A 16,305-nucleotide genomic window follows, 5' to 3' on the forward strand; every position below is an offset into this window, starting at 1 on the left:
GCGCGTTCATTGAGCTACCGCTAAAGTGGCTCTCAAGATCAAGGATTGGCGGCGCCGGATTTGCAGAGGGCCGCAACGAGGCCGAACCGGGTGTTAACGTCCCTTCCTCCCGGATCGACAGAAGGCCGGAAGCGCGCTCAAAAGCCGCTTCCGGCCTTCCCTGTTCTGCGGCCCCCGTCACCTGGAATTCCTTTGCTTTTGATGTATTGACGTCTATCACCTTGAGAGGCCGGTCCCGACAGGCTGGCACGTGAAGACGCCGAGCATAAAGCGCCGTATGACGGACATCCTCCAAGACACCTCCCTTTTCCATGAGACTGAGGGCAATCCGCGGCCGGAGAACGCCGCCGGCGGCTTCTTCACCACGCGCGACCGCAAGAAGATCCGCTACGGCCTGTTCGGAGCGGTCGCGCGCCCGATGAGAGGCACGGTGGTGCTGCTGCCAGGCCGCAACGAGTGCATCGAGAAATATTTCGAAACCATCCGCGATCTTGCCGCCCGGGGCCTTGGCGTCGCCACGCTCGACTGGCGCGGCCAGGGCGGTTCCGACCGGCTGATCCGCGATCGCCAGCGCGGTTATGTCAGGTCCTTCCGCGATTATACGGCCGACCTGGAGCAGTTCTTCGAGGAGATCGTGCTGCCCGACTGCCGTGGACCCTACTACATCCTGGCTCATTCCGCCGGCGCGGTGATCGCGCTGCTTGCGGCGCCGTCGATGGTCAACCGCGTGCGGCGCATGGTGCTGATCGCGCCGTTCCTGACGCTGCCCGACCTGCCGGTCTCGATAAGCACGGTTCGCCGCGTCTGTTCGTTTTTCTGCGCTTTGGGCCTTGGCAGGCTCTATGCCGCCTGGGGTCCGCGCCCGAGAGACACGCTGCCTTTCGAAGCCAACAAGGTGACGTCGGATCCACGGCGCTACCGTCGCAACACCCGCATCTACGAAGAGTATCCGCAACTGGCCCTCGGCGGCCCGACGATCCGTTGGCTGCAGGCGGCGGCAAAGGCTTCGGAGGCAATCAGCGATCCCGACTTCATGGCCAGGATCCAGGTTCCCCTGCTGATCATCGCCGCCGGCGCCGACCAGGTCGTCTCGACCAGGGCGGTGGAAGCATACGCCAGAAGTCTGAGGCTCGGCTCGATGCTGATGATCGACGGCGCCAAGCACGAAATCCTGCAGGAGGCCGACCTCTACCGCGAACAATTCCTCGCCGCCTTCGATGCTTTCGTTCCCGGCTCTGACGACCCGACGGCCTGACTGGCGCCAAAGCCCTTCACGGATCGGCCGGCATAGCTGACACCCCGTTGTCAGGAAGGTGGGGCGCTCGCGCCCGCGGCGCTCAAAAGTGCTAAAGATTCTGACAGTCCGCGCCCGTCTCGGAATGCTCATCTGCTCGCGTCGAATTCAACGCCGAGGAGATGAGATCATGACCGACAAAACCTGCGCCGCCTGCGATTGCCAGCTGGACGCCAATCCGATCCAAGTCAAGGTCGGCGGCAAGACCGTCGAGGTCTGCTGCGAGGAATGTGCACAGGCACTCAACGAAGCCGGCGCTTCGGCGGCCGGCGCCGGTGAGGACTGAGCCATGCGTCCTGATCATTCAATAGCGCAGCGCTTGGCCGGCCATGTCCCGGCACGGGCAACGACCCTCCGCACCACGACCATGCTGCAGTCCTTGCACGCCCGATGCCTTGCGGCAGCCCGATGGCTCGGTCGCCAGATGGAAAAACGCCGAAGCCGCCTTGCCTTGCTCGAAATGACCGACGAACAGCTCAAGGACATCGGCCTGTCGCGCGGCGATGCCTATTGCGAATTCAGCCGCCGCTTGTGGGATTGAGGCACCATCCGGGAAGTCTCCTGACAGAATCGGACCGGCCGATTGCGTAGAGTGCCTTCGTAAATTCCGGATTGATTTTCCGGTACGAGGAATGAACGCAACGGCCATGTCGCAATTCACGGTACAGCCGCTCCTGGACACCGGCACCGTCAGGGTGCGCGACATCGTCTGCAGCGGCGAATGCCGGCACCGGAGCGACGAAGAGTGCAGCGCGGCCACGCATCTGGTGTTTCCCTATCGCGGCGTCTTCGTGCGCCATGTCGGGCGCAACGACGTCGTCGCTGAGGCCAATCAGCTGCTGTTCTTCAACGCGGCTGAGGCCTATCAGGTCAGCCATCCCGTCGAAGGTGGCGATGCCTGTCTGGACCTTGTGGTCGAGGAAGGCCAATTGCGCGAACTGGCGCCGAAGGGGCAGCTGCGCACCGGCGACCGCCTGGCGTTCCACCGCCAGGGCCGGCGCATCGACCCGCGCGCGCAGGCCCTGGTGGCGTTGCTGCGCCATAGCCTCAGCCGCAATGTCGCCGAGACCTTGGAAGCCGAGACGCTTGCCCTGACGCTGGTGCGGCGCTCGCTCGGCGAACACACCTCGCATGCCGCGGGCGCCAGCCCCGGACGGCAGAAGCTGGTCGACCGCACCAAGCTCGTCCTGTCTTCGGACCTGTCGCGGCGCTGGACGCTGGCCGAGATTGCCGTGGAGGTCGGCGTCTCGCCGGTCTACCTGACGCAAGTGTTCCAGCAGGTCGAGGCGATGCCGCTCTATCGCTATCACCTGCGCCTGCGGCTGGCGCGCGCGCTCGACCTGCTTGGCCGCTACGACAATCTGACCACGCTGGGCATGGATCTCGGCTTCTCCAGCCACAGCCATTTCAGCTCGACGTTCAGACAGGTCTACGGACGCACCCCAGCGGAATTCCAGCGCTCGATCGGATCACGCTGATTTAATCGCGCCAAAGAAGGCGCCGACATATCAACCGCGCAGGGCAGCCATGGCGGCCGCATGGAGCTCAGGCGTTGCCGCCGCCAGCACATCGCCGCCCTTTTCCGCCGGCCCGCCGTCGAAGGTGGTGACGACACCGCCCGCCTTCTCGATGATCGGGATCAGCGCCACGATATCATAGGGCTTCAATCCGGGATCGGCGACAATGTCGACGCTTCCCGAGGCGATCATGGCGAAGGCGTAGCAATCGGCGCCGTACCGGGCGAGCTGGATCTGCCTCTCGAAGGCGTCATAGCGATTGCGCGCCTCGCCCTTGAACAGCGCCGGCGTGGTGGTGAACAGGGTTGCCTCGGAAAGCTTCGTCGTCTTGCGGGTCGAAAGCTTGCGCGGCCCTCCCGGCCCCTCGTAGTGCGAGCCCGATGCGTTGGCATAGAACAACTCGCCGGTGAAGGGTTGCGCCATCATGCCGGCGACCGCGTCACCGTCGACCGTCAGCCCGACCAGCGTCCCCCATACCGGCAGGCCGGAGATGAAGGCGCGCGTCCCGTCGATCGGATCGATCACCCAGACATGCCTGCTGGAGATATTTTCGCTGCCATGCTCCTCGCCAAGAATGCCATGGTCGGGATACTCGGCCGAGATCAGCGCCCGGATGGCGCGCTCGGTTTCGCGATCTGCCTCGGTGACCGGATCGAAACTGCCCTTTTCCTTGTTGGCGACAGCCCCTTGGGCACGGAAGCGCGGCAAGGTCTCCGCCGCTGCCGCCTGCGCGATGCGGCGCATGAAATCGATGCTGATGTCCAACTGATTCTCCCGCATACGGCATGCCCCGAATAGGGCTCTGTCGCCACTTTCCTGCTAAAACAAGCCTGTTTATCGATTTATCCGCTGTCGCGATTGTTGCCGGAATGTCACGCCAGCGTCATCGAAACGCAATTTTCACATCACTCTGAATTAAAAAAGCCTGAACGTCGCTTGACATTTGTGCAGCGCACAATACCCTCAATCTCGGACAGGTTCTCCTGTCCATGCCCTCCTTGGGCGTTTCCTCCCTAGACTTCGACCGTATCGTGAAAACGATGCGGTCTTTTTTTACGCCGCAAATCCCAAGCTGCCCATCCGGTGCGCGATCTCACTCCGCGGCCAGCGGCAGGTCGATGAAATGATGGTCGGGCATCGCCATCAGATCGGCCGAAAACCGCGTCAAATCATCCGCCAGCGCGTCAAAGCCCGCTGCCTTCTCGAATGTCCGCTCGTTCATGTAGAGCCCGCGATTGACCTCGATCTGCAGTGCATGCAGATGACGCGCCGGGCGGCCATAGTGCTCGGTGATGAAGCCGCCGGCATAAGGCTTGTTGTGGGCGACGGTATAGCCCATGGCGCAGAGCAGGCCGATCGCGGTTTCGGTCAGGGCAGCGGTGGCCGAGATGCCGAAACGATCGCCGATGATGAAGTCCGGCCGCAGGCCGTTGTCGCCGACACGGATGCTCGCCGGCATCGAATGGCAATCGATCAGCACCGCAAAGCCGAAACGGGCATGGGTTCTCGTCAAAAGCCGCTTCAGCGTCTCGTGATAAGGCTTGTAGACGGCCTCGATGCGGGCGACCGCTTCGGCGAGCGGCAAGCGGCCGGAATAGATGTCGAGCCCTTCGCCGACCAGCTTGGGCACCGTGCCGAGCCCACCCGCCACCCGCGCCGAGCGTATGTTGCAGAAAGACGGCACCGGCTCGGCGAACATGCGCGGGTCGAGTTCCCAGGGCTCGCGGTTGACGTCGAGATAGGCGCGCGGGAAATTCGCCGCCAGCATCGGCGCGCCGAGCGCCACCGCGCCCCCGAACAGCTCATCGACGTAGCAATCCTCCGAGCGGCGGATGGCGTTGCGGTCGAGCCTTGCCATGGCAAGGAAGCGTTCGGGATAGTAGCGGCCGCTGTGTGGTGAGTTGAAGAGGAAGGGGACGCGCTGTTCGGCGCCCGATCGGATTTCGAAGGGTGGAACGACCGAAAAATCCTCGGCTGCCGTCTTCAATTTGAACGAACCCGAAAGCACCAGTGCATCATGATATGAAACTGCCACCTTGCTGGCCGCATGTCCAGCATTTCGGCGGCCTCACCGCTTACCAAATGTGGGGCTTCCTCGTCCTCGTTCACTTGATGTTTACCCTCACCTCCTCATATACAGGATGGTTAACGGGCCTGCCCCACGGCAGTCTCGGGCGGGTGATTCGGACGGGACATCATGGCACGCATTCTTCTGGCGGAAGACGACGACGATATGCGTCGGTTCCTCGTCAAGGCGCTGGAGCGCGCCGGTTATCAGGTCAGCGATTTCGACAATGGCGCCAGCGCCTATGAGCGGCTGCGCGAGGAACCGTTCTCGCTGCTGTTGACCGACATCGTCATGCCGGAGATGGACGGCATCGAACTGGCACGGCGCGCCACCGAGATCGATCCCGACCTTAAGGTCATGTTCATCACCGGTTTCGCCGCCGTTGCGCTGAACCCGGATTCCAAGGCGCCGAAAGACGCCAAGGTGCTGTCGAAGCCCTTCCACCTGCGCGATCTCGTCAACGAGGTCGAGAAGATGCTGCAGGCGGCCTGAGCCGCCTTCGGCCAAGGCATCGCGGCTGCGGCGAGACGACGCCTTCTTTCCTTTTTCCTGCTATTGACGCGCTGGATCAAAAATGGTGTATGCGCGGCTTCGGATGGGCGTGTAGCTCAGCGGGAGAGCACTGCATTGACATTGCAGGGGTCACAGGTTCAATCCCTGTCACGCCCACCATCCTTTCAAAGACTTAGATAACTTCCTGACGACGTGGCTTATCGAGCGTCTTGGCCGACGCCGAGCGCGCCGGCTGCTTCCCAAATCGATGCCTGCGAGCAAGGCTGGTTGCATGGCCACCAGCGCGATGTGCGCTGGCCGAGAAAGGCAACCTTCGGCCGGATCCAAACCGTGCCGCCCGTGGTGCGGACCCACAGACTGGGTTGCAAATGAGACAAGGATCTCTTTATCCTTAAGTGGAACCTAATATACCAGTTCTCAGTTTCAGTAGTGCAGCATCCCCCTCCGCTGCGGCCAAGGGAATTCACTCTTGGTCGGCCCGCATCGTCCCAACCCGGCGGTGCGGGCTCATTTTGTTTGGAAACCCTATTCCCTCGATAAAGTTCAACGGGGCTCGGTGTATCCCTCCATCGAGCAGGACCGACGAAGGCCCGTCATCGTTCCCTATGGTAGGCTTTACCCAGATGCAGGAGCGGACCACTGCAACGGCAATTTTGGCCGATCAAGGAACCTGTTTTCGAAATTGGAGTTTGGAAGCCGCTTGGGTTCCCTCACCAAGCAGAACACTGGAAAGGCCCGTCACTGCTTCCTCAGTGGCGGACTTTTCTTGGCGGCTTGGACGTGCGCCTACGGCGCTGGACTCGGCAAGCCTCACCCGTATCCGCTGGCCTTCGGCAAAGGCCGGGGCGAACGATAACAGTTGCCCGCTTGCTGAAGGACAGGGCTCCGCCGCTAGTGCGCTACCTATTCAAGGTCTTCGGTTCGACAAGGAACGATGCTGCGATCAGGTCGTCGCCAGCAATCTGCCCGCGACCGTCATCCATGATCGCTGCGACCTTTTGGAAGGTTCTTATTTCGGTCTCGGTTATGCGAGCGGCCCGCACTCTCGCCTGGAGATCAACCAAGCGCGCCTCGAGGGCTTGCGATGTTTCGACTTCAAGGTTCATCATCTTCACTTGTCCGGTTGAGTGGCGACCGACATGCACTGCCCGCCGCCATGGGGTGGCGGCGGGAGTGGTAGTTCGAAGTTCAGTCGTAGACCTTGACAATCTTGCGGGTGCCTGGGTCCACCAGAACCGTGCGGTTGTCGACCACCACGTAGCGGTATTTGACGTTGGGGACCTCATGAAGTTCAACCGTGTCCGGCAGAGCCGTTCCGACGTTCAGTTCCACACCGGGAACCTTCACGGAAGCAAGTGGCTGCTTCTTCACGTATTCGCGCACGACGGTGTCCTGCTCCGGCGTGATGACAACGTCCTGTGCCGCAACTGCGCCGACGCCGGCTAAAAGCAGTAGCGCCGCAGCGCTGCTGGTAAGGTGCATCCTCATGGTTTTCTCCTCTTATGGTCCGGGCGACAGCACGACCGTCTGCGCGCCAGCCATCCGAACACCTCGTCCGGCCAAACGTTCCGCTGCCGGGCTTCAGTCTGAAACAGGATAGGACCAAAGTCCGGCCGCAAAACGCAATGGTCTTGCCTCTTGGGACTGGGCGGAACGGCCTACGTCCGGCGTAGTTGCTTCTCCAAATCGGAGAAAGCAGATGGATAAGAGTGTTGGCCAAGCGCGGTGGTTGCTCGCACCGGTTTTCGCGACGGCCGTCACCTTTCTGGTGATCGGCATAGCCCTTGGCTGACATGTCGTGGATCGGCACAGCTACGTCCCTTCCTGTGCTGATAGGACCCGCGAGCCGCCTAGGGCAGCTGGCGGGTCCTCTATTATCTGGTGAGCAAAGGACAATGACATTGATCCAGAAATCGAATGAAAGCGGCAACGCGAACGACCCTGCGAATGACAATGATCAGCCTGGGTTGCTGGACGCCGTCTCCTTGACCGACGAGGAAAATATTGCCGATCTTGTCAGACGAACCGAGCGCACTGCTCTTTGGGTAGTTCTAGGAATGGGCGGCTGGTTGATGTTAGTCCCGGCTATCTACATTGTACTGACCCACGGAATATGAAGGCACAACTGCGCCCGCCGTAGGGGCATTGCTCAACCTCACGAAGCGTCTCGATGGCAAATATCGAAGCGGGTCCGTCAACCAACGGACTGAAGGCGAAATGGTATTCGATCGAATTCGAACTTCTCGGTGTCGAGCGCGAAACGGCCGAGCCGGCATTGGCTCTAATGGCCGATCGGTCGACGGGCAGGCATGCGGTTCGGCTTTCATCAATTCGAGCGGCGCCATCCGAGACCGACTGTGGAAGCGGATCCAAGCACTTGGGGCCGGCGGAAGGTCATGAAGCGGCCGGCAACACAATGGGTCAGCCCGACCGCATTAAGCACTTGCGCGGAAAGGAAGATTTGCGGCACGTTTCACTGCAGGAATTTCGGGGAGGAAGATCATGCCGATTCGACGGAAGGCGACTGAGGTAGGTATTTTTGACGCTTCAGAGATAGCTCTTCTCGGGCGGGTCTTTGATAGGCTCAGGCTTGATGGCCAGTCGGCCGATGCACGCGACGCAATCGCATCCCGCATTATCGCAAACTACATGGCGGGTGTGGTCGACGAGGACGAACTCGCCTCGCTTTCGAAACAGCCGTTGGGGCGCTAACAATGGCGGTCGCCAAGAAGGATCAGGAGTGCGCCAACTGTGCCTGGATGTACTGCGCTACAAGCGCGGGAACATGGCAAAGAACGCGTCGTGCCTGATATCTGCCGACGCCTTGCTAAAAGCCTTTGGCGACGTTCTTGTAGGCCGCCAGAGCGCGATCGGCCCGATCGTCCCGGCCTGGTCATTAAAACGGCGCATGGCTGGAAAAGTGCCCAGGATCTCACTTCTTGTCGGCGAGCGATACCGTCCGCTCGTAATAGCCGTCGGCCGGGATGAGACAGCACTTTGATTTGAAGAACCCCAAGAACCTGTCCAGATAGCCCCGCCTGACTCCCGGTCGGCGGGGCTTTTCCGTGCGTTCATACCATGCGTTCAATGCGCTAGAATGAGCGGCCGTAACCACGGGGCCTGGCTTTCGGCCCCGGCGAACTTTCCGCCGGATTCGCGGCCAATTTGGCGAATCGCCGGTCTCTTAGCCGCAGGAACTTCTCTTTTGCCAGCAGCTCGTCGCGCTCGTCATCATCCGCGTCCATTCGGCCATACGTCGCGGCAATCACATAGTCGGCTTTGTTGGTTCGATAGTCTCCTTTTCGCACAGACATCGTTTCCTCCCTGCTCGCGGCCTTTTTCCCTCCTTTTGGCCTGACGGAGGAATTAACTGCCGGTGCGCCGCACGAGTCTACCAATTGGGGATTGTATTAAAACGGTACACGCCCGTCCGGCGGCCCACGCAGTGGCTCTCGGCGCCGAGATCACAAATCACCTCATGCGGGGGGATACTTCCGATCAATCCCGCTGGGCTCAGATGCCCGAGACCGCGCACAGGCTCTTCATCCTGGATACAGCCAGGTCCGGATCGGCCAGCAGGCCTGCCTGGTCGGCAAGGCGAAAAATATCGGCATAGTGGCGGATGCCACGCGCCGACTGCATGCCGCCGACCATCGTGAAATGGTCCTGATGGCCGTTCAGCCAGGCCATGAAGACGATGCCGGCCTTGTAATATTCGGTCGGTGCCTCGAAGATCTTTCGCGACAGCGGCACCGTCGGCGCCATCAGCGCATCATAGCCGGCGCGGTCGCCCTCGGCGAGTTTCGCCAGGGCGGCATTGGCGACCGGCGCGATGGCGTCGAAAATGCCGAGCAGCGCGTGCGAATGACCATGGCCGTCTCCGGCGATCAGTTCGGGATAATTGAAGTCGTCGCCGGTGAACATCACGACACCATGCGGCAGCCGGTTGCGCAGCGCGACCTCCTTGCCGGCATCGAGCAGCGAGATTTTTATGCCTTCGACCTTGCCGGCATGGCGCTCGATGATGGCGACCACCGTATCGAGCGAGGTCTCGAAATCGCTGCTGCCCCAATAGCCTTTCAGGGCCGGGTCGAACATGTCGCCCAGCCAGTGCAGGATCACCTTGCCGGACGCTTGGCTCAAAAGGCGGTCGTAGACGCGCGCATAGTCATCGGGGCCCTTTGCGACAACCGCCAGTGCCCGGCTCGCCATCATGATCACCTTGCCGCCCTGCCCTTCGATGAAGGCGAACTGCTCTTCATAGGCGGCGATCACATCGTCTGGTGTGCGAGCCGCCGCCGGGGCCAGATGATCGGTGCCGGCGCCCGAAGCAAGATCGGCGCCTTCGACGGTCCGCGCCTCGGCGATCGAGCGGCGGATCAATTCCCGCGCATTTGCCCAGTCGAAACCCATCCCCCGCTGCGAGGTATCCATCGCCTCGGCGATACGGAAGCCGAGCCGCCACAGATGATGGCGGAACGCCATCGTCCGCTCCCAGTCGACCACCGGCCGCGACCATGGATCGGTCATCCCGAGCGGATCGGCAACGACATGCGCCGCCGCATAGGCGATGCGCGAAAACCGCGCGCCGACCATCGGCCGCACCGGCTGGCCGACAAGCGCATAACGGCTGCTGGGGCCACCCTCATCAGGCAAGGCTATATCCATCGATCTCTCCCTGTAATCGCGCCTATTAAATGGAACGTTCCAATAAATCAAGAAGCTTTAAGATTCGAGGTTCTCCTCCGTCGTATTGCTGCAACGCAGCACGATAGGCCCGCAATTACAGGGCCCATGGCGTTAGATTATCGATATTCGGGAATCCAAAAATTCCCGATTGACTCCCGATTGGAGCAGTGATTAGAACGTTCCAATAGATTTGACGGAACCTGGGAGGAGACATCAGGATGGCCAGCCGGGCCAAGGCGACGATCTTCGACATCGCCCGCGAGGCAGGCGTGTCCAAATCGACGGTGTCGCTCGTCCTCCAGGGCAGCGGGCTGATCCGCCCCGAGACCGCGGTCAAGGTGCGCAAGGCGATCGAGGACGTCGGCTATGTCTACAATCGCGGCGCCGCCAATCTGCGCAAAGCCCACTCCAACGTGATCGGCATGGTCATCAACGACCTCACCAATCCGTTCTTCGCCGAACTGGCGGTCGGCATGGAGCGCGTCTTCCAGTCCGCCGGCATCGTGCCCTTCATCGCCAACACGGCGGAAAACCCGGTCCGCCAGGAAGAAGTACTGAAATCGCTGATGGAACAGGGCGTCGCCGGGCTCATCGTTTCGCCGGCGCGCGGCACGACCCCGGGAGCATTCCGGCGGCTGGAAATGGCCGGTGTTCCGATTGCCTTCGCCATGCGCCGGCTGCCCGAGAGCCGCATTCCGGTGATCGCTCCCGACAATCATCGCGGCGCCTATCTCGCCGCCGCTCACCTCATCGGCAAGGGGCATCGCCGGTTGGCCTTCTTCGGCGGCTCGTCCGACCTCGTGGTCTATCATGACCGGCTGGGCGGCTTTCGCGAGGCATGCGAGACGCTCGGGATAGATACGCGTGACATGCTCGTCATCGAAGGTGAGACAAGTCGTCGGGGCGGCATCGCTTGCCTGGAAACCGCGCTTGCAATGGCTGAACCGCCGAGCGCGGCCCTGTGCTTCAACGACGCCGTCGCCTTTGGCGCCATGCTGGCGCTGCGCAAGCGTGGACTTGAGCCGGGACCGGATTTCGCCGTCGTCGGCTTTGACGATGTGACGGAAGCCGAACACTACATGCCTGCGCTGACCAGCGTCGCGGTGGACAGCGCCGGCCTCGGCGAACGCGCCGCCCATGTCATGATCAAGATGATCCAGTCGCGCACCACGCGCGCCGAAGACCATATCGGCGCGGTCAATCTCGTGGTCAGGGAAAGCTGCGGTCCGGACCGCCGCGCCAGAAACAGGTCGTCGGGAACGGGAGGCGTCGCATGAGCCTCAAATGGGGACTGATCGGCGCCAGCACGATCGCCAGGCAATTCATGGTCAACGCCATCCGTGTGCAGGCCGATGGCAAGATTGCTGCGGTGATGAGCTCCAGTCCGGAGCGGGGCCAGGCCTATGCCGTGGAAAACAACATTCCGCTTGCGGTCTCGACGCTTGACGAGCTCCTCGCAGAAGATATCGACGCCGTCTACATCTCGACCACCAACGAGCTGCATCTCGAACAGGCCTTGGCCGCCATCAAGGCAGGCAAGCACGTGCTGTGCGAAAAGCCGCTGGCACTGACGAGTGCCGATGCCCGCACGATGGTTGCCGCCGCCAGGGCGGCTGGCATCGTGCTCGGCACCAACCACCACCTGCGCAACGCCGGCGCGCATCGTGCCATGCGCGAAGCCGTCGCTGCCGGCCGCATCGGCAAGCCGATCGCGGCGCGTGTCTTCCACGCCGTCTACCTGCCTGAAAACCTGCAGGGTTGGCGCATCGCCAGGCCCGAGGCGGGCGGCGGCGTCGTGCTCGACATCACCGTGCATGATGCCGACACGCTGCGCTTCGTGCTCGGCGACGATCCGGTCGAGGTTTCGGCTTTCACACAATCCGCCGGCATGGCCGGCAGCGGACTGGAGGACGGCGCCATGTGCATCTGGCGTTTCAAGTCCGGCCTCATCGCGCAGTCGCATGAAGGCTTTACCACCAGCTATGCCGGCACCGGCTTCGAGGTGCATGGCTCGGAAGGTTCGCTGATCGCCAGCAATGTGATGACGCAGAAGCCCGTCGGCGCGGTCATGCTGCGCACGGCAAGCGGCGAGGAGGAGTTGAGCTTCGACCACGAGGATCTCTACGTCAGGTCCGTGCGGCGGTTCCATGCCGCGATCCACGGCGACGGCCAGCCTGCCGCCACCGGCGAGGACGGCATCTGGTCCCTCGCCTCGGCCGAGGCGGCATTGCAATCGGCCAGCTCCGGCAAGGCCATCGAGATCGACCCGAAACTCGGGAGCATGAAGTGAGCAAGGTCGTTTCAGCGGCGCAGGCAGCCGGTCTGATCAAGGATGGCATGACCGTGTCCGTCTCCTCGTCGAGCGGCCTCGGCTGCCCGGACGCGGTGTTGGCCGCCATCGGCGAACGCTTCGACGCGGAAGGCCACCCGAAGAACATAACCACGCTGCATCCAATCGCCGCGGGAGACATGTATGGCATCAAGGGCATCGACCATCTGGCAAAGCCTGGCCTTTTGAAGCGCACCTTGTGCGGTTCCTATCCGTCCGGTCCCTCCTCTTCCGAACCGCCGCGGATCTGGAAGATGATCGGCGACAATTCGGTGGCCGCCTACAACGTGCCGTCCGGCATCCTGTTCGACATGCATCGCGAAGCCGCCGCCAAGCGGCCGGGCGTGCTGACCAAGGTCGGGCTCGACACCTTCGCCGACCCGCGCCACCAGGGCTGCGCCATGAACGCGGCGGCCAGCGAACCGATCGTCTCGGTGCAGCAGTTCGACGGCGAGGAATGGCTGTATTTCCGCTCGATCGTGCCCCACGTCTCGATCATCCGCGCCACCACGGCGGATGAGCGCGGCAACCTCACCTATGAACATGAAGGCGCCTATCTCGGCGGCCTCGAACAGGCGCTCGCCGCCCGCAACAATGGCGGCGTCGTTATCGCGCAGGTCAAGCGCGTCGTCGAAAACGGTACGCTGAAGCCGCATGACGTGCGCGTGCCAGGCGTGCTGGTCGACCACATCGTCGTCGCGCCCGACCAGTTGCAGACGACGCTGACGCCTTACGACCCGGCCATATCAGGCGAGATCTTCCGGCCATTGTCGACCTTCCGCAACGCCGAGATGAACGTCCAGAAGGTGATCGCCCGCCGCGTCGCCATGGAGCTGCGCGACGGCATGGCCGTCAACATCGGTTTCGGCATCTCCGCCAATGTTCCGCGCATCCTTCTGGAAGAAGGCCAGCATGGCAAGGTCACCTGGGTGATCGAGCAGGGCGCGGTCGGCGGCGTGCCGCTGCTCGACTTCAAGTTCGGCTGCTCGTCGAACGCCGACGCCTTCATGCCCTCGCCGCACCAGTTCATCTATTTCCAGGCCGGCGGCTTCGATGCTTCGCTGCTCTCCTTCCTGCAGATCGACCGCCACGGCTCGGTCAACGTGTCGAAGCTGTCGGCGCGGCCGCATGTCACCGCCGGCGCCGGCGGTTTCGTCGACATCACAGCGCGGGCGAAGAAGATTGTTTTCTCGGGCTTCTTCAATGCCGGCGCAAAACTGTCATTGGCCGATGGCGGCATCCGCATCGACCAGGAGGGCAAGGTCAAGAAAATCGTCGGTGAGGTCGAGCACATCTCCTTCTCCGGCAAGCGCGCGGTCACGCAAGGCCAGGACATCACCTATGTCACCGAGCGCTGCGTGATGAAGCTGACGCCTGACGGGCTGATGGTGACGGAACTGGCGCCGGGCATCGATCTGGAGCGCGATGTGCTGGGGCAGTCCGAGATCGCACTCGGTGTCGCCAACGACCTGAAGGTAACGCCGTCAGCACTCTACCACGACCAGCCGATCGGCCTGTCGCTCAATGGCGGCGCCTCGCTCGGAGGCGCACATGGCTGAACGCCTCGTCACCTTCGAGCAGGATGGCGCCATCGGCATCGTCACCTTGCGCCGGCCGGAGAAATTCAACGCGCTGGATATTCCGATGCTTCGCGCGCTCGAAACAGCGCTTGACGAAGCGGAGGCGGCCGACAGCGTGCGTGTCGTGCTCATCCGCGGTGCAGGCAAGGGCTTCTGTGCCGGCGGCGATGTCGAAGCCTGGGCCGCCATGAGTGCCGCCGAATTCCAGGTGCAATGGGTGCGCTACGGTCACCGCGTCTTCGACCGGCTGGCGCGGCTGCGGCAACCGACCATCGCCGTGCTGTCGGGCCACGCGCTGGGCGGCGGGCTGGAACTGGCGGCGGCCTGCGATTTCCGGGTCGCGGAAACACAGGTGAAATTGGGCTTCCCCGAAACCTCCATCGGCGTCGTTCCCGGCTGGTCCGGCACGCAGCGCGCCGTGCGCCGTTTCGGCGCGCAGACGGTGCGTCGCATGGCGCTGGGCGGCGAGGTTCTCCTTGCTCCTGAAGCGCTGGCCCTGGGCGTCGTCGATCGGGTGGTCGAAACCGGCAAGGCACTCGCCGAGGCCAAGGCCTGGGCCGAGAAGATCGCCGAGCGCGGCCCGCTGGCGACGGAAGCGGCCAAGCTGATGATCGCGATTGCCGAAGGCGAGGAAAGTGCCGCCGCGACCGAAGCGCTGGCCAGCGGCTTCATTGCGCTGACCGGCGACCTCAAAGCCGGCGTCGGCGCCTTCAAGGCCAGGCAGAAGCCGGCATTTTCGAGATCCTGAGGATTCACGACCAAGATGAACGCGTCTCTCAACATCGCCATGCCCGCCGAGGCTTCCGCAGCGCCGAAGACCTATCGGCTGCTGATCGACGGCAAACATGTCGATGCCCGCGACGGCAGGACGCTGGAGCGCAACAGCCCCGGCCATGGCTTCACGGTTTCGCGTTACGCGCAGGCCGGTGAGGCCGAGGTGGAAGCGGCGATGCAAGCCGCGCACAGGGCGTTCGAGACTGGTCCCTGGCCGCGCATGAAGGCGGCCGAACGCGCCGCGCTCCTGCACAAGGCGGCCGACCTGATCGAGGCCCGGCTTGAAGACATTGCCCGTCTCGATGCGCTGGAATCCGGCAAGCCGATCGCCCAGGCCCGCGGCGAGATCGGCGGTGCCGTCGACATCTGGCGCTATGCCGCTTCGCTGGCCCGCACGCTGCACGGCGAGAGCTACGCCAATCTCGGCGACGCGATGCTGGGCGTGGTGCTGCGCGAACCGATCGGCGTCGTCTCGATCATCACGCCGTGGAATTTCCCGTTCCTGATCGTCAGCCAGAAACTGCCCTTCGCGCTCGCCGCCGGCTGCACGGCGGTGGTCAAGCCGAGCGAAATGACCTCGGCCTCGACCTTCGTGCTCGGCGACATCCTGATCGAGGCCGGCCTGCCTGCCGGCGTCGTCAACATCCTGGCCGGCCTGGGCAGCGATGTCGGCGCACCGATGGTCAGCCACCCCTTGGTCGAGATGGTGTCCTTCACCGGCTCCACCCGCGTCGGCAAGATGACCATGGCTTCCGCCGCGCAGTCGCTGAAGAAGGTCTCGATGGAGCTCGGCGGCAAGAACGGCCAGATCGTCTTCCCCGATGCCGACCTCGAAGCCGCGGCCGACGCGGCGGTGTTCGGCGGCTTCTTCAATGCCGGCGAATGCTGCAATGCCGGCAGCCGGCTGATCGTACACGAGGCGATCGCCGACGATTTTCTTGCCGCCGTGAAGGCACTTACGGCCAAGGTGACAGTCGGCGATCCGCTCGACGACCGAACCAAGGTCGGTGCGATGATCTCGTCGGACCACCTGGCCAAGGTGACCGGTTACGTTACGGCAGCGGCAAGCGACGGCAGCAGCATCTACAGCGGCGGCAAGCAATTGGCCTCCAATGCCGGCCAATATCTCGACCCGACGATCATCCGCGGCGTCACCGAGGACATGGCCATCGCGCGCGAGGAAGTGTTCGGCCCGGTGCTCTCCGTGCTGACTTTTGAATCGATTGAAAAGGCGTTGCACATCGCCAACAACACGCCCTATGGTTTGTCGGCGGGCGTGTGGAGCGCCAGCATCGACACATGCATGTCGGTAGCGCGTGGGGTGCGTTCGGGGACGGTTTGGGTGAACACATTCATGGAAGGTTATCCCGAGCTGCCTTTCGGGGGCTACAAGCAGTCCGGTCTCGGACGCGAACTCGGCAAGCGCGCCGTCGAGGATTATACCGAGGAAAAGACAATCCAGTTTCATCGCGGCCAGCGCACCGGATGGTGGGTCGGCTGAGTTGGGAAGAACCCGGTGGGCTTCCACCGGTCGTGTAATG

18 protein-coding genes and 1 tRNA gene are annotated in these 16,305 nt (G+C 62.8%); 14 read left to right on the top strand and 5 right to left on the bottom strand.

The annotated features are described in order from the left end of the window. Nucleotides 1-277 precede the first annotated feature (277 nt). The 4 genes from X743_RS155120 to X743_RS155110 all read left to right on the top strand — a co-directional run bounded on the left by X743_RS155120 (nt 278) and on the right by X743_RS155110 (nt 2,772). Nucleotides 278-1,255 carry an alpha/beta hydrolase gene (locus tag X743_RS155120; protein ID WP_023765823.1) on the top strand — a complete coding sequence of 326 codons (978 nt, stop codon included), beginning with the start codon at nt 278-280 and terminating at the stop codon, nt 1,253-1,255. 169 nt (nt 1,256-1,424) lie between these two features. Continuing rightward, the gene (locus X743_RS1000000172790) at nt 1,425-1,580 is read left to right on the top strand and encodes a hypothetical protein (protein ID WP_023765824.1); all 156 of its coding nucleotides are present in this window, start codon (nt 1,425-1,427) and stop codon (nt 1,578-1,580) included. Nucleotides 1,581-1,583: 3 nt separating this feature from the next. Further along, on the top strand, nt 1,584-1,835 hold the full coding sequence (locus X743_RS155115; RefSeq protein WP_023765825.1) for a DUF1127 domain-containing protein: 252 nt from the start codon (nt 1,584-1,586) through the stop codon (nt 1,833-1,835). A gap of 106 nt (nt 1,836-1,941) precedes the next feature. Then, nucleotides 1,942-2,772: a helix-turn-helix domain-containing protein gene (locus X743_RS155110; RefSeq protein ID WP_023765826.1), complete on the top strand. Its 831-nt coding sequence runs from the start codon at nt 1,942-1,944 to the stop codon at nt 2,770-2,772. A 30-nt stretch (nt 2,773-2,802) separates the two neighbouring features. On the opposite strand, the gene hisN is transcribed toward X743_RS155110, so the two are convergent. Both hisN and X743_RS155100 read right to left on the bottom strand, forming a co-directional pair. After that, complete coding sequence (hisN, locus tag X743_RS155105) at nt 2,803-3,576, bottom strand: histidinol-phosphatase (RefSeq protein ID WP_023765827.1); 774 nt, start codon at nt 3,574-3,576, stop codon at nt 2,803-2,805. Nucleotides 3,577-3,904: 328 nt separating this feature from the next. Beyond that, nucleotides 3,905-4,846: an N-formylglutamate amidohydrolase gene (locus X743_RS155100; RefSeq protein ID WP_023765828.1), complete on the bottom strand. Its 942-nt coding sequence runs from the start codon at nt 4,844-4,846 to the stop codon at nt 3,905-3,907. A 162-nt stretch (nt 4,847-5,008) separates the two neighbouring features. Here X743_RS155100 and X743_RS155095 point away from each other — a divergent pair, with 162 nt between their 5' ends. From X743_RS155095 to X743_RS1000000174115, 3 genes are all read left to right on the top strand, one after another. After that, nucleotides 5,009-5,371 (top strand): response regulator, encoded by a 363-nt coding sequence (locus tag X743_RS155095; RefSeq protein ID WP_006199474.1) that lies wholly within the window; start codon nt 5,009-5,011, stop codon nt 5,369-5,371. Nucleotides 5,372-5,476: 105 nt separating this feature from the next. Next, nucleotides 5,477-5,551, top strand: a tRNA-Val gene (locus X743_RS155090). A 464-nt stretch (nt 5,552-6,015) separates the two neighbouring features. Further along, nucleotides 6,016-6,519, top strand: coding sequence for a hypothetical protein (locus X743_RS1000000174115; protein ID WP_156934424.1), 504 nt, complete (start codon nt 6,016-6,018; stop codon nt 6,517-6,519). Nucleotides 6,520-6,580: 61 nt separating this feature from the next. Here the strand turns inward: X743_RS1000000174115 and X743_RS155080 are convergent, their stop codons facing one another. Beyond that, entirely contained in the window at nt 6,581-6,880 is a 300-nt protein-coding gene (locus X743_RS155080) for a DUF1236 domain-containing protein (protein ID WP_023765830.1), read from the bottom strand. A gap of 407 nt (nt 6,881-7,287) precedes the next feature. On the opposite strand from X743_RS155080, the gene X743_RS155075 reads away from it, so the two are divergent. Then, on the top strand, nt 7,288-7,509 hold the full coding sequence (locus X743_RS155075) for a hypothetical protein (protein WP_023765831.1): 222 nt from the start codon (nt 7,288-7,290) through the stop codon (nt 7,507-7,509). A gap of 385 nt (nt 7,510-7,894) precedes the next feature. Further along, complete coding sequence (locus tag X743_RS155070; RefSeq protein WP_023765832.1) at nt 7,895-8,104, top strand: hypothetical protein; 210 nt, start codon at nt 7,895-7,897, stop codon at nt 8,102-8,104. A gap of 380 nt (nt 8,105-8,484) precedes the next feature. Here X743_RS155070 and X743_RS155065 read toward each other — a convergent pair whose 3' ends face one another. Together X743_RS155065 and X743_RS155060 are read right to left on the bottom strand one after the other, a co-directional pair. Continuing rightward, nucleotides 8,485-8,706 (bottom strand): hypothetical protein, encoded by a 222-nt coding sequence (locus tag X743_RS155065; protein WP_023765834.1) that lies wholly within the window; start codon nt 8,704-8,706, stop codon nt 8,485-8,487. 199 nt (nt 8,707-8,905) lie between these two features. After that, nucleotides 8,906-10,060 (bottom strand): dihydrodipicolinate synthase family protein, encoded by a 1,155-nt coding sequence (locus X743_RS155060; protein WP_023765835.1) that lies wholly within the window; start codon nt 10,058-10,060, stop codon nt 8,906-8,908. Nucleotides 10,061-10,299: 239 nt separating this feature from the next. Here X743_RS155060 and X743_RS155055 point away from each other — a divergent pair, with 239 nt between their 5' ends. The 5 genes from X743_RS155055 to X743_RS155035 are packed head-to-tail and all read left to right on the top strand — an operon-like array spanning nt 10,300 to nt 16,265. Continuing rightward, nucleotides 10,300-11,358, top strand: coding sequence for a LacI family DNA-binding transcriptional regulator (locus X743_RS155055; protein ID WP_023765836.1), 1,059 nt, complete (start codon nt 10,300-10,302; stop codon nt 11,356-11,358). After that, complete coding sequence (locus X743_RS155050; protein ID WP_023765837.1) at nt 11,355-12,371, top strand: Gfo/Idh/MocA family oxidoreductase; 1,017 nt, start codon at nt 11,355-11,357, stop codon at nt 12,369-12,371. The genes X743_RS155055 and X743_RS155050 overlap by 4 nt, the downstream gene beginning before the upstream one ends. Next, nucleotides 12,368-13,969 (top strand): acyl CoA:acetate/3-ketoacid CoA transferase, encoded by a 1,602-nt coding sequence (locus tag X743_RS155045; RefSeq protein WP_023765838.1) that lies wholly within the window; start codon nt 12,368-12,370, stop codon nt 13,967-13,969. The genes X743_RS155050 and X743_RS155045 overlap by 4 nt, the downstream gene beginning before the upstream one ends. Beyond that, entirely contained in the window at nt 13,962-14,738 is a 777-nt protein-coding gene (locus X743_RS155040) for an enoyl-CoA hydratase/isomerase family protein (protein WP_023765839.1), read from the top strand. The genes X743_RS155045 and X743_RS155040 overlap by 8 nt, the downstream gene beginning before the upstream one ends. 15 nt (nt 14,739-14,753) lie before the next feature. Then, nucleotides 14,754-16,265 (top strand): aldehyde dehydrogenase family protein, encoded by a 1,512-nt coding sequence (locus X743_RS155035; protein ID WP_023765840.1) that lies wholly within the window; start codon nt 14,754-14,756, stop codon nt 16,263-16,265. Nucleotides 16,266-16,305: the final 40 nt, after the last annotated feature.

It is taken from the genome of Mesorhizobium sp. LNHC232B00 (assembly GCF_000502435.1).
Classification (GTDB): Bacteria; Pseudomonadota; Alphaproteobacteria; order Rhizobiales; family Rhizobiaceae; genus Mesorhizobium; species Mesorhizobium opportunistum.